The 13,591-nt window shown below is 56.9% G+C and carries 11 protein-coding genes; 7 read left to right on the top strand and 4 right to left on the bottom strand.

Annotated features, from left to right (window positions below; genetic code table 11):
• Window positions 1–41 precede the first annotated feature (41 nt).
• Both ACSEMK_RS19280 and ACSEMK_RS19285 read right to left on the bottom strand, forming a co-directional pair.
• On the bottom strand, window positions 42–863 hold the full coding sequence (locus ACSEMK_RS19280; RefSeq protein ID WP_430915321.1) for a TIM barrel protein: 822 nt from the start codon (window positions 861–863) through the stop codon (window positions 42–44).
• A gap of 29 nt (window positions 864–892) precedes the next feature.
• Window positions 893–1,096 carry a hypothetical protein gene (locus ACSEMK_RS19285; RefSeq protein ID WP_395226853.1) on the bottom strand — a complete coding sequence of 68 codons (204 nt, stop codon included), beginning with the start codon at window positions 1,094–1,096 and terminating at the stop codon, window positions 893–895.
• Window positions 1,097–1,218: 122 nt separating this feature from the next.
• Between ACSEMK_RS19285 and ACSEMK_RS19290 the strand changes: the two genes are divergently transcribed.
• Both ACSEMK_RS19290 and iolB read left to right on the top strand, forming a co-directional pair.
• Window positions 1,219–2,724 carry a CoA-acylating methylmalonate-semialdehyde dehydrogenase gene (locus ACSEMK_RS19290; protein ID WP_430915320.1) on the top strand — a complete coding sequence of 502 codons (1,506 nt, stop codon included), beginning with the start codon at window positions 1,219–1,221 and terminating at the stop codon, window positions 2,722–2,724.
• Between the two features lie 18 nt (window positions 2,725–2,742).
• Window positions 2,743–3,543 carry a 5-deoxy-glucuronate isomerase gene (gene iolB, locus ACSEMK_RS19295; RefSeq protein WP_430915319.1) on the top strand — a complete coding sequence of 267 codons (801 nt, stop codon included), beginning with the start codon at window positions 2,743–2,745 and terminating at the stop codon, window positions 3,541–3,543.
• Window positions 3,544–3,628: 85 nt separating this feature from the next.
• Here iolB and ACSEMK_RS19300 read toward each other — a convergent pair whose 3' ends face one another.
• Together ACSEMK_RS19300 and ACSEMK_RS19305 are read right to left on the bottom strand one after the other, a co-directional pair.
• Window positions 3,629–4,483: a MurR/RpiR family transcriptional regulator gene (locus tag ACSEMK_RS19300; RefSeq protein ID WP_015368536.1), complete on the bottom strand. Its 855-nt coding sequence runs from the start codon at window positions 4,481–4,483 to the stop codon at window positions 3,629–3,631.
• 148 nt (window positions 4,484–4,631) lie between these two features.
• Entirely contained in the window at window positions 4,632–6,545 is a 1,914-nt protein-coding gene (locus ACSEMK_RS19305) for a bifunctional 5-dehydro-2-deoxygluconokinase/5-dehydro-2-deoxyphosphogluconate aldolase (protein WP_430915318.1), read from the bottom strand.
• A 527-nt stretch (window positions 6,546–7,072) separates the two neighbouring features.
• Here ACSEMK_RS19305 and iolD point away from each other — a divergent pair.
• From iolD to ACSEMK_RS19330, 5 genes are all read left to right on the top strand, one after another.
• On the top strand, window positions 7,073–9,013 hold the full coding sequence (gene iolD / locus ACSEMK_RS19310) for a 3D-(3,5/4)-trihydroxycyclohexane-1,2-dione acylhydrolase (decyclizing) (RefSeq protein ID WP_430915317.1): 1,941 nt from the start codon (window positions 7,073–7,075) through the stop codon (window positions 9,011–9,013).
• Window positions 9,014–9,060: 47 nt separating this feature from the next.
• On the top strand, window positions 9,061–10,074 hold the full coding sequence (locus ACSEMK_RS19315; RefSeq protein ID WP_335207057.1) for a Gfo/Idh/MocA family protein: 1,014 nt from the start codon (window positions 9,061–9,063) through the stop codon (window positions 10,072–10,074).
• 41 nt (window positions 10,075–10,115) lie between these two features.
• Window positions 10,116–11,000, top strand: a complete 885-nt coding sequence (locus ACSEMK_RS19320; RefSeq protein ID WP_015368532.1) for a sugar phosphate isomerase/epimerase family protein — start codon at window positions 10,116–10,118, stop codon at window positions 10,998–11,000.
• Between the two features lie 23 nt (window positions 11,001–11,023).
• Complete coding sequence (gene iolE, locus ACSEMK_RS19325) at window positions 11,024–11,923, top strand: myo-inosose-2 dehydratase (protein WP_430915316.1); 900 nt, start codon at window positions 11,024–11,026, stop codon at window positions 11,921–11,923.
• 153 nt (window positions 11,924–12,076) lie between these two features.
• A complete protein-coding gene (locus tag ACSEMK_RS19330) occupies window positions 12,077–13,573 on the top strand; it encodes a sugar porter family MFS transporter (protein WP_015368530.1) in 1,497 nt (498 codons plus the stop codon).
• Window positions 13,574–13,591: the final 18 nt, after the last annotated feature.

The raw sequence follows: 13,591 nt of genomic DNA on the forward strand, positions 1-13,591 counted from the left end.
GCAAAAAGAGGGAGGAAATCGATAACTCTCAACGTTTAATCTTACGCGCAGTGGCGCTGAATCAGCGCAATGCTCTGTTCAATCTCGCGGCGAATATCCTCTTCGCGCCATGACGCCAGCTGCGGAGCGAAAGGCTCGAAGGCGTAATCCCCCTGGTATCCGCGGGCTTCGAGATGCCGCACCTGTTGACAGGTCAGCAGCCGGTCATGCGGCGTCAGCATGATGCGCTCGTCGTCGGTCAACTGTTCTCGCGGGCGGGAATCGTCAACGCCGGAGAGGTGAACCAGACCTATCTCAGCAATGTCCAGCTGGCTGAATTCCTCTTCTGCTTGTGGATAAAGGTGATGGTGGAAAGTATCAATCAACAGCTTAAACGGCACCTGAGCATCGCGAATGAGCGCCTGAGCCTGCGCCGCCGAGCGCAGCGAACTTTGTGGGAAGCCCAGCGGCTCGACCAGGCCCTGAATGCCATATTGTTCGAACAGCGGCGCCAGCTCGCGCATAGCGGCAAGCGTTTCTTGCGGCGCTACCGGGGTGCCATCATTTAACGGGCACATCACCAGCGATTTGGCGCCAATAGCCTGCGCTTCTTTCAGCAGCGACTCCGTCAGGTGACGTACTTCAGCGCTGTGGCGGTTGAAAGGATAGACGGCGTTGATCGTCAGAATTTCAAGCTGGTAACGGTCGGCCAGCCTGCGCACCTGCTGGTGGGTGAGCGCGTCGGTGACTTTACCGCTGGGTAAATCATTACGCAGCTCGACCTTGTGCAGCCCGAGTTCGCTCACCAGACGGAAAAACGCCTCAATGCTGAGCGACGGCGCAATTTTACGATTGATACAGAAACGCTGCAGGGCAATGGCCATTTGACACTCCTGACAAGATGTTGACTGGTTTAGTTCGCTTGCCAGATAGTTAAAATGTTTATTTCATCATTGGCAATGGATGAAATGATGGTTGTTTGAGCACGATCGCAAAAAAGTTGCTGCGCCATTTCATGGTTTACATCAAAGATAACCGCATAAAATCTCACCTTCGCTACTGCTGTGATTTGAAATTGTATGGAGATTGGTTTGCTGAAAAATGCGACAACCATCACCAAAGTAGAATTTCATTTTATCTGATTATTGAAATATAAATTTCATTTTACTACGGTTATAGCACAGCACAATCAGCGACGGGCCGTAACTTGCACGGCCTTCTACACTATGAGGCGAGAAGATGACTATCACAGGTAACTTTATTGGTGGGAAAACGGTAACCAGCAGCAGCCGGGAAACGATGCCGGTGTACGATCCGGCTACTGGCGATGTGGTTCGCGAAGTCACGCTTTCCACCGCGCAGGAGGTTTCCGATGCAATCCAGGTCGCTCGCGACGCTTTTGACAGCTGGTCCCGCACCACGCCGCTGCGCCGCGCCCGCGTGCTGTTCAATTTCAAAATGCTGCTCGAACAGCACGTCGATGAACTGGCGGGCATTATCGTTAGCGAGCATGGCAAAGTATGGTCCGATGCGTTGGGCGAGCTGACCCGAGGCATGGAAGTGGTTGAGTTTGCCTGCGGCATTCCGCACCTCATTAAAGGTGAGTTTTCTTCCGACGTGGGTACCGGCGTCGACAGCTATTCGCTCATGCAGCCGCTGGGCGTGGTGGCGGGGATAACGCCGTTTAATTTCCCGGCGATGGTGCCGATGTGGATGTTCCCCATCGCGCTGGCCTGCGGCAACAGCTTCGTGCTAAAACCACCTGCGCTGGCCCCGACCGCGGCGGTACGCATGGCTGAGTTACTGAAAGAAGCCGGTCTGCCGGATGGCGTCTTTAACGTCATTCACTGCAGCAATGAAGATGCCGAGCAGCTTTATACCGACCCGCGTATTGCAGCCGTCAGCTTTGTCGGCTCCTCCGGCGTGGCGGAATATATCTATAAAACCGCCAGCGCTCACGGAAAACGCGTCCAGGCGTTTGGCGCGGCGAAAAACCATGCCATCGTGATGCCGGACGCCGATCTTGATGCGACCGTGAATGCCATTATGGGCGGCGCGTATGGTTCCGCTGGCGAGCGCTGCATGGCCCTGCCGGTAGTGGTGGCCGTCGGTGACGAGACTGCAGATAAGTTGATTGCCCGCTTGAAACCATTAGTCGAGTCGCTGAAAGTCGGTCCTGGCTGCCTGCGCGGCAAAGACGAAAACGAAATGGGGCCGGTGGTATCCGAAGCGCATCAGAAAAAAGTACTTGGCTATATTGATAAGGGCGTCAGCGAAGGGGCGTCGTTGGTGGTGGATGGCCGCAGGCTGCGCGTGGCCGGGCATGAGGACGGATATTACGTTGGCGGTACGCTGTTTGACCACGTCACTCCGGAAATGACCATTTGGCGCGAAGAGATTTTTGGTCCGGTGCTGGGGATTGTCCGCATCGCTGATTACCAAAGCGCGCTGTCGCTGGTTAACAGCCACGAATTCGGTAACGGCAGCGCCGTCTTTACCAGCAACGGCCATACCGCCCGCGAGTTCGTCCATGACGTACAGGCCGGCATGGTTGGCGTCAACGTACCGGTGCCGGTGCCGATGGCCTTCCATAGCTTCGGCGGCTGGAAGCGCTCGGTATTTGGCGCGCTGAACGTCCACGGGCCGGACGGCGTCCGCTTCTATACCCGTATGAAAACTGCCACCGTGCGTTGGCCGCAGGGGCAGCAAACCGTATCTGAATTCAGTATGCCGACGTTAGGTTAATCGGCGAAGGAGAACGCTATGTCGTTATTGGCTAAAGCGCAACAAGAGGGACATATCCAGCACATCACCCCGCAGAGCGCGGGGTGGCAGTATATTGGCTTTGATGTCTGGATGTTAAAACAGGGGCAAACCGTGACCCTGGAGAGCGGTGATCGTGAGCTATGTTTGGTTCTGGTCTCTGGGCTGGCCTCGATCAAAACTCAGCACGCCGATTTTCCCGACCTTGGTAAACGCATGTCGCCATTCGAGCGTACGCCGCCGTGGTCGGTCTATGTGCCGCCGCACGATAAGGTCGAGGTCACTGCAGATTCCGATCTTGAGCTGGCGGTCTGCAGCGCGCCGGGCAAAGGCAGCTTCCCGGCGCGAGTGATACGGCCTGAGGATGTCGGCGTAGAGCATCGCGGTAAAGGGCGTAACCAGCGGCTGGTACATAATATTCTGCCGGATAATGCGCAGGCGGATTGCCTGCTGGTGGTGGAAGTCTACACCGAAGAAGGGGCGACCAGCTCCTGGCCATCGCACAAGCACGATACCGCGCTGCCGGGGCAGGAAACCCAGCTGGAAGAGACCTACTACCACCGCTTCGATCCGCCGCAAGGCTTTGCCTTTCAGCGAGTGTACACCGATGACCGCAGCCTGGATGCCTGTATGGCGCCCTATAACCATGATGTGGTGATGGTGCCGCGCGGCTACCATCCGGTAGCGGCGATCGCCGGTTACAACAGCTACTATCTGAACGTAATGGCGGGGCCGGATCGTAAGTGGCTATTTACCTGGGAAGACGATCACGCCTGGATCAACAGCGAGCGCTATTCATAGTGCGCGATAAACGAGAAAAGCCGGGGATGTCCCCGGCTTTTTTGTCTGTTGATTGCCGTTGTATACAGCGTAGTGTAACGGGTAATCAGGCGCGGTGCTGCTGCGGCTCTTTGCTGCTATTCAATGCCAGCGATACCGCTAGCGTCTGGGCCAGGCACAGCGAGGCCACCTGCGAGCGGAAACCATCAACCTGCGCTTCACGCACAACAAAGCACACATCACTGAAGGCGGCAAGCGGGCTTACCTGGCTATCGGTAATGGCGATTTGTCGCGCCTTGCGCTGGGCGCCAAGCTCAACCAGTTCCACCACTTCACGGGCGTAGGGCGAGAAGCTCACCGCCACAACCACATCCTTCGGCCCCACCAGACTGAGCTGCTCGGTGAACATCCCGCCGAGGCCGTCGATCAGGAAGGCTTTGCGATCCAGATGGCGCAGCGCGTAGGTCAGGTAAGAGGCGACGCTGAACGAGCGACGCAGACCGATGACATAGATATTTTCCGCATCCGCCAGTAAATCTACCGCCCGGTTGAGGTCTTCGCCGGAGGTCTGCATTGCCAGTTGCTGTAATGCCTGGGTATTGACCATGCTGAACATGTTGAGGATTTCCGTCGGCGTTTCCGGCGGCGTCGTTTCGTCGTTAGTAGTCTGGCGGAAGAGACGCGCGCGCTCGGTGTAGTTGGCGGTCTCTTCCATCAGATGCTGCCTGAACATCTGCTTCATTTCGTTAAAGCCGCTGAAGCCAAAGGCGTTAGCGAAGCGAATCAGCGTTGAGGGCGGAACGTCAGCCTGTTGCGCAATGGAGGCTACGGTATCGAAAGCAACGCTATTACTGTTATCCAGTATATAGCGCGCCACCTGCTTCAGACGTTTGCTGAGCGTGTCGTAGCGCCGTCTGATTTCATCCTGCAGGATGGTCAGTTGGGTCGGATTATTAGCCATAAGTTGCGCTCTGAGAAAATGGAAGGAATATGGCTTCCAGTGTACCAAATGAAGCGAATTTTTCATTTTTTGCGATGAAATACGCGATTCATTTCACGAAGAAACCGCAGGCCCGCCGCTTTCAAGGAAGAGGCGGGCCTGAAGGAGGTTAGCCGCGCGCTTCGCGCCAGTAGCCGATGAGCCGTAGATAGTTGCGTTTCACTTCATCGATTAGCGCTGCGTCATCCAGTTCGCCCTGCATCCAGCGGCGCGAAGGCTGGCCAAAGATGGTTCGGCCGACGGCAAAACCCTTGATCATCGGGTGCCCGGCCGCTTCGGCGAAACCTGAACGCAATCGATCCGATGGCGCATCCAGCCCCAGGAGCAGGATGCCCCGGCACCATGGGTCTTCGCGCTCGATAAGCGCTGAAATCCGCTCCCACTGGGCGCTGGCCAGCGGCGGCAGCTTCCACCAGTCCGGCTGGATGCCCAACTGATAGAAATGCTCCAGCATAGTGTGGTAGTGGCGTTCATCTTTGTCCGGTCCGTTCTCCGGCAGGATCACTTCCAATAGCAGCTCGTGCCCCGACTTATTGCAGGCCTGCCAGACTTCCAGCAGCAGCGCGTCCTGCTCGGCGCGCAGCGCTGCCGGGTCATCCGGGTGGTAAAAGACCAGGCATTTGACGACGTGCTCAAGCGGCCAGTCGATCAGCTGTGAGCCAATATTGCCATGTTCAAGACGTAGCGGACGCGAGCTGGGGAGCTCAATCGGCCGACCGATCCACCAGCCTTTACCGGTAATGGCGTTAAGTGAACGTTGACCATAGGTTCCATCGGCGAGGATGCCGCTGCGCCGATCCAGTCCGGCCTCTGTGGCTGCCGCCTCGGCGGCGGCCAACAGTAGCAGTTTGAGTTCGGGAATACAGGCCGGGTCGCGCCCGGTTTCTAATGCCAGATCCGCCAGCTGTTTACGATGGTCAAAGGCGAAGATACACAGTTCCGGCCACGACTGGCATCGGCTGGTCACCCGGTGCAAATGATTAAGCCGCGCGTCGATATCCGGGCGTGGAACGGCACCGGCCCGCGATAGATAATCATCAAGCTCCACTTTCGTCGGCATCGCCGGCGCGCAGCCGTGACGTGACACCACCAGCGCGCCGCAGGCGTTGGCGTAGCGGCAGGCCTGTTCCCAGCCTTCATCATTAAGCCAGCCGCGCAGCAGTCCGGACATAAAAGCGTCGCCGGCGCCGAGTACGTTGAGTACTTCGACGCGAACGCCTTGCTGCAGCGGCACTTCGTCCCAGCTATCCGGGATGGCGCCCTCCAGCACCACGCAGCCCATCGGCCCGCGCTTGCAGACCAGCGTCGCGTTGGTGGCATGGCGAACGTTTTTCAACGCGGTGAGGGTATCGGTGCTGCCGCCGGCAATATGAAACTCTTCTTCAGTGCCGACGACTAAATCGAACAGGTGCAGAACTTCCTGCAACTGACGGGTCACCGGACCCGACTCAATGAAACGCGTTTCACCGTCGCCCAGCGAAGTGAGCCCCCACAGCACCGGACGGTAATCGATATCCAGTGCGGTACGCAGGCCGTGGCGGCGGGCGTATTCCAGCGCCTTCAGTACCGCATCGCGGGTATTGGCGTGTGAAAGGTGGGTGCCGGTCACCGCCAGAGCGCGTGAAGAGGCGATGTACTCTTCATTGATATCGTCAGGCGTCAGCGCCATATCGGCGCAGTTGTCGCGGTAGAAAATCAGCGGGAAGGTATCCTGATCCTTAATGCCCAGCATCACCAATGCGGTCAGCCGTTCTTTATCTGTGATCAGATATTCGGTATCGACACCTGCGCGGCTGAGGGTTTCACGCAGAAACCGGCCGTTGTGCTCATCGCCCACCCGCGCCAGCATCGCCGATTTTAATCCCTGAATCGCGGTACCAAAGGCGACGTTGCCCGAGGAGCCGCCGAGATACTTGGCGAAACTGGCCACATCTTCCAATCTTGCCCCTATCTGCTGGGCGTAGAGATCGACGGCCACCCGGCCAATACAGATGACGTCGAGCCGCTTAACTGCTGCATTCATCGCTAGGGTTTCCTTTTGCAAATCTGCTGCCAGGAGAAGGTCGCATGAGTGACAGTCTGCCGTGAACAGCCTGATGGTTATTAGTTATCTCTAGTTTGAGAAATAAATATTTCATTTTCAAATCTAATCGAAATTAAAAAACCAAAAGTGTGAAGGATCTACCACTCTGCGCGGATGAGCGGCTGCCCACCCATACATGTTGTATGCATCCCGCTTATCCATGTTTCCCTTTTTTTAATATCAATATTATCCATAATTTTCATGTAGATAATCTTATATTCACCCTTTCGTTTGGAAACCTGCTCGCGAAGGAGATGTAAGTGAAACGTGTGAAATGGGTAGAGAGTTTGATCCTTCTCGCAAAATGAAACATTTCTTCTGTATTTGTGTTTAATGAAAAAAATGTTTGCCTATAATCCAAAAATATTCCAGTGGACGTTAACGGCTTTCCCTCACCTACGCCATCTTCTCTGGCGAGCAAAGCGCTAACTCACACGACAAATACTGAACGATAAGGATTAGGCAACATGGGCAAACTGAGACTGACAATGGCGCAGGCGCTGGTGAAGTTCCTTGATAACCAGTATCTGGAGGTGGACGGCGAAGCGCAGAAATTCGTGAAAGGGATTTTCGCTATTTTTGGTCACGGCAACGTGTTGGGCTTAGGCCAGGCGCTGGAAGAGAACAGCGGCGAACTGCGGGTTTACCAGGGGCGTAATGAACAAGGCATGGCCCATGCGGCTACAGGCTTTGCCCGTCAATCACTGCGCCGGCAGATCATTGCCTGCACTTCTTCCATCGGTCCGGGGGCGGCCAACATGATCACCGCCGCGGCGACGGCGACAGCCAACCGTATCCCGTTGTTATTACTGCCGGGCGATGTCTTTGCCACCCGCCAGCCGGACCCGGTACTGCAGCAAATCGAACAGAGCCACGATCTGAGTATCACGACTAACGACGCATTTCGCGCGGTGAGTAAGTACTGGGATCGAATTACACGCCCGGAACAGCTAATGAGCGCCTGCATTAATGCCATGCGCGTGCTGACGGATCCGGCGGAAACCGGCGCGGTCACCTTGTGTCTGCCGCAGGACGTGCAGGGTGAAGCCTGGGATTATCCCGAGTCCTTTTTTGCCCGCCGCGTCCACCGTCTGGATCGCCGTCCGCCAAGCGCAGCGCAGCTGTCGGATGCGGTAGCGGCAATTAAAGCCAGCCGTAAACCGCTCATCGTCTGCGGCGGCGGCGTGAAATATTCCGCGGCAGGCGAAGCGCTGGTGAGCTTCGCCGAACGTTACGGCATTCCGTTTGCGGAAACACAGGCCGGTAAGGGTACGGTGGTTTCATCGCATCCGCTGAACGTCGGCGGCGTTGGCGAAACGGGCTGTCTGGCTGCCAATTTGTTGGCGAAAGAGGCCGATCTGGTCATCGGTATCGGCACGCGCTTTAGCGATTTCACCACCTCCTCGAAATGGATATTCCAGTCCCCGGGCGTGCGCTTTCTTAACGTTAACGTCAGTAATTTTGATGCCTGGAAGCTGGACGGCATCCCAATGCTGGCGGACGCCCGCGAGGCGCTAAGCGCGCTCAGCGCTGCGCTGGCGAACGAGTCCTGGCAGGCAGGATGGGGCGCGCAGATTGCAAGCGTGCAGAGCCGGCAGATGAAAGAGACCCAGCGCGTCTACCAGGCTGTCTGGCAGGAAACGGATTTCGTACCAGAAATTGACGACCATATTGACCGTGAATCGGTATATCGCGAATTCCGTCAAATCACGGATTCCACCCTGACGCAAAGCAGCGTTCTTGGCCTGCTGAATGAGTCGCTGGCGGCGGATGCGGTCATTGTGGCGGCGGCGGGTAGCCTGCCGGGGGATTTACAACGCGTCTGGCGCAACCGGGCGGTGAATACCTATCACGTCGAGTACGGCTACTCGTGCATGGGCTATGAGGTCAACGCCGCTCTCGGCGTGAAGCTGGCGCAGCCGCAGAGCGAGGTCTATTCGCTGGTCGGCGATGGCTCCTTCATGATGCTGCATTCTGAACTGGTCACCTCCCTGCAGGAGCGGGCGAAGATCAACGTCATTCTGCTCGACAACATGGCGAATGGCTGCATCAACAACCTGCAGCTGGAACACGGTATGGATAGCTTCGGCACCGAGTTCCGCTACCGCTCGGCGGAAAACGGCCGGTTGCAGGGCGGGCTGGTGCCGGTGGATTTCGCCACGATCGCTTCCGGCTACGGCTGCAAGACCTGGCGGGTCACCACCCTTGAAGAGCTACGCCACGCGCTGGATGCCGCTCGCCGTGAAACCGTCAGCACGCTCATCGACATTAAAGTACTGCCGAAAACTATGGTCCACAAATACGGTAGCTGGTGGAACGTCGGCGTGGCGCAGACGGCACTGTCGGAACGTATCCGTAAAGTCGCTGAAATGATTAATGAAAAACGCGCCCAGGCGCGGGATTACTAACAAAGAACACGAACCCTGAACCCTACAGAACTTCGGAGAGAACCATCATGTCACTCAAATTAGGTGTCATCGGCGCAGGCGCCATCGGTAAAGAACATATCCGTCGCTGCACCCAGGTCTTACAGGGGGCGACCGTGGTCGCCGTTTCCGATATCAATGCCGATAACGCCCGTGCGGCAGTGGCGCTGCCGGGCGTGCAGGCGGAAGTCTACGCCGATGGTCATGATGTGATTAAAGCCAGCGACGTTGACGCCGTGCTGGTGACCTCCTGGGATCCAACCCATGAAGAGTACACCCTGGCGGCTATTGAGGCCGGTAAGCCCGTATTTTGCGAAAAGCCGTTGGCGATGAGCGCGGAAGGCTGCCGCCGCATCGTTGATGCTGAAATGAAAGCCGGGCGTCGCCTCGTTCAGGTCGGCTTTATGCGTCCTTACGATGAAGGCTATCTGGCGCTGAAGAAAGTCATTGATGACGGCGATATCGGCGCGCCGCTGATGCTGCGCTGCGCCCACCGCAACCAGTCGGTCGGCGAGAACTACACCACCGATATGGCGATCACCAACACCCTGATCCACGAGCTGGACGTGCTGCGCTGGCTGCTAAATGACGACTACCGCTCCGTACAGGTACGCTTCCCGCGTTCGACCTCCCATACCCATGCGCGGCTGAAAGATCCACAGATCGTCTCGTTTGAAACGAAAAAGGGCACCCTGATCGACGTCGAAGTCTTCGTAAATTGCCAGTACGGCTACGACATTCAGTGCGAAGTCGTTGGCGAAACGGGCATTGCGCGCCTGCCGGAACCGTCGGCGGTGGAGATGCGTAAAGCCGCCAGCCTGTCGACCGCCATCCTCACCGACTGGAAAGACCGTTTCATCAAAGCCTACGACGTCGAACTGCAGGCATTTATCAATGATGTGAAAGCCGGCAAGCTGCAGGGCCCATCTGCCTGGGACGGCTATGCGGCATCGGTTGCCGCCGACGCCTGTCTGAAAGCGCAGGAGTGTAACGAACCGGTAGCCGTGACGCTGCCTGAATGCCCGGCATTCTACCAACGCTAAATCCTCCTTCACCGACGTAACGTTTCAAACAGGTAACGACGATGAAAATTGCTTTTGATGTCGATGTGATTCGCGATCTCGGAATCACCAGAATGGTTCAGCAGGTGGCGGAGTGGGGCTACAAATACATTGAGCAGTCGCCGCACCCGCAGATCAACCCGTTCTACAAACATCCGCGCGCCAGCCGAGAGATCATGGCCGAGTATAAGCAGGCGCTGCGCGACAACGGCGTTGAGCTCTCCTCGTTCATCTGCGTGTATCGCTGGTCCGGCCCGGATGAACTGCGTCGTCAGGCGGCGGTGAAGAACTGGAAGCGGTTAATCGAAGTGGCGGTGGAGATGGGCGTGCAGGTTATCAATACCGAATTTTCCGGCGATCCTAACCAGCCGGAAATTTGCGAAGAAATGTTCTACCGCTCGATGGAAGAATTACTGCCGATATTCGAACGTGAAGGTATCCGCGTCGAAATCCAGGCCCACCCGTGGGACTTCTGCGAAGAAAACAACGAGACGGTGGATATCGTGAAGTCCTTTCGCAGCGACAACGTGAAGTATGTCTACAGCGTGCCGCACACCTTCTTCTACGACAAAGGCAAAGGTGAAGTTGAGAAGATGCTGCGCTATGCCGGTCAGGACCTGTCGCACGTGTTGATTGCCGATACCCGCAACCACACCAAACACTGCCGCTATATCGTTAATCCGCCGGGCGTTGACGCCGCCGTACACCAGCACGTCGGCGTCGGTGAGGGGGATGTCGATTTCGATGCCCTGTTCCGCACCCTGCGCGATATGCGCTTCGCTGAACAGACCTTCAAAGTTGGCGGTGAACCGATCGTCTGCACCTCGCTGTTTGGTTACCCGGAAAAGATGAAATACCAGGCCGTGGAAACGCGTGAACTTATAGAACGTGAACTGCTGCGCCGGTAAGGCGCGGCGGCAGGAGCATCAAAATGAACAAAGACAATGTCAAACTGGCTATCGCCCCTATCGGTTGGACTAACGACGATATGCCTGAGCTGGGAAGCGAAAACACCTTCCAGCAAACGGTCAGCGAAATGGCGCTGGCCGGGTTTACCGGCAGCGAAGTCGGCAGCAAATATCCGCGCGATCCGGCGGTGCTGAAGCCGATGCTGGATATTCGCGGCATGCAAATTTGCAACGCCTGGTTCAGCACCTTCTTCGCGAATGGCCAAAAAGAAAAAACCATCGATGAATTCGTTAATCACATGAATTTTCTCCATGCGATGGGTGCGAAGGTGATTGGCTGCTCTGAGCAAAGTGGCAGTATCCAGGGGCTCGATAAACCGATTCTCGGCGATGCGAAGCCGTGCTTTAGCGACGAAGAGTGGCAGCGGGTAGCCGAAGGTTATAACGCGCTTGGCAAGCTGGCGGCAGAAAAGGGGATGCAGGTTTGCCTGCATCACCATATGGGCACCGGCATTCAGACTACCGCGGAGATCGACAAGTTTATGTCGCTGGTGGACGAACGCGTCTTCCTGCTCTACGACACCGGTCACGCCTGGTATTCAGAGGGCGGCGAGGCGCCGATGCTGACGATCCTGAAAAAATATCTGCCGCGCATCAACCACGTGCATCTGAAAGACGTCCGCCCCGCGGTAATTGAGCAGGTGCGCCGCGAAGGGCTCTCATTCCTCGACGGCGTCAAGAAAGGCACCTTTACCGTACCGGGAGATGGCGAAATAGATTTCCGTCCGGTCTTCCAGTTGCTGGATGACTACGGCTACAAGGGTTGGATGGTAGTGGAAGCCGAACAAGACCCTGCGCTGGCGAACCCCTTCGAATACGCCGTAAAGGCGCGTAAGTACATCCGCGAAACGGCAGGAATCTGATCGTTGATGCATTTCGGGCCACACAGCTGCGTGGCCCGCTTTTTCTAAACCTCAAGAGAACCACACGAGAACGACACGTCCGTGAGGCAGGAGGCCTCTGTATTCAGACAAGAGCATATCTTCCCCCTACAAGGTAGGTTACTGGAGTCTTCTATGTCACAGGAACAATATCTCACACTCAATAAAGCGTCGGGGCCGAATAGCGACGCCCCGGCAACGCCGTTTGTTAAGATCGTCGCGTTGATTGCGACCTTAGGCGGTTTACTCTTTGGCTACGACACCGGGGTGATTTCCGGCGCCCTACTGTTTATGGGTAAGGAGCTGCATCTCACGCCGTTTACCACCGGGCTGGTGACCAGCTCGCTGCTGTTCGGCGCCGCATTCGGCGCACTGCTTTCTGGCCATCTGGCCAGCGCCGCAGGCAGAAAGAAAATCATCCTCTGGCTGGCGGTGATCTTCGCTATCGGCGCGGTGGGAACCGCCCTCGCGCCGGACGTCAACTGGATGATTTTCTTCCGCCTGGTTCTCGGCGTAGCGGTTGGCGGCGCGGCGGCAACGGTGCCGGTTTACATTGCTGAGATGGCGCCCGCCAACAAACGCGGGCAACTGGTCACGCTGCAGGAGCTGATGATCGTCTCAGGCCAACTGCTGGCCTATATTTCTAACGCCACCTTTCATGAGCTGTGGGGCGGTGAAAGTACCTGGCGCTGGATGCTGGCGGTGGCGACGCTACCTGCCGTGCTGCTGTGGTTTGGCATGATGTTTATGCCGGATACCCCGCGCTGGTATGCGATGAAAGGCCGACTGGCGGAAGCGCGCCGGGTGCTGGAGCGTACGCGGCGTAAAGATGATGTCGAATGGGAGCTAATGGAGATTACGGAAACTCTCGACGAGCAGCGCAATCTCGGTAAGCCCAAAATTCGTGAAATCATGACTCCGTGGCTGTTTAAGCTGTTCATGATCGGTATCGGCGTGGCGGTTATTCAGCAGCTGACCGGCGTCAATACCATTATGTACTATGCGCCGACGGTGCTGACCTCGGTCGGTATGACCGATAATGCCGCGCTGTTCGCCACCATTGCCAACGGCGTGGTTTCGGTGCTGATGACCTTTGTCGGCATCTGGATGCTGGGGAAGATAGGCCGTCGCCCGATGACCATGATCGGCCAGTTCGGCTGTACCGCCTGCCTGGTGTTTATCGGCGCGGTGAGCTACCTGCTGCCGGAAACGGTCAATGGTCAGCCGGATGCGCTGCGCGCCTATATGGTACTGGCGGGAATGCTGTTGTTCCTGAGCTTCCAGCAGGGGGCGCTGTCACCGGTGACCTGGCTGCTGTTGTCGGAAATTTTCCCAACCCGGATGCGCGGGATGTTTATGGGCGGGGCGGTGTTCTCAATGTGGATTGCCAACTTCCTGATCTCGCTGTTCTTCCCGATGCTACTGTCGTGGGTCGGCCTCTCCGGAACCTTCTTTATCTTTGCGGCAATCGGTATCTTCGGCGCGATCTTCGTGATCAAATGCGTGCCGGAAACGCGCAACCGCAGCCTTGAGCAGATCGAGCACTATCTGCGTGAGAAGCTGGATACCAGCCCGGCGGGAAAAGCCTACGCGCGTAAATCCTGGGCTTCGTCGCAGGCGGATAAAATCTAAGGCTTCGCAAAATCTCTC

The organism is Klebsiella sp. K-3 (assembly GCF_051207495.1).
GTDB classification, from domain to species: Bacteria; Pseudomonadota; Gammaproteobacteria; order Enterobacterales; family Enterobacteriaceae; genus Klebsiella; species Klebsiella aerogenes.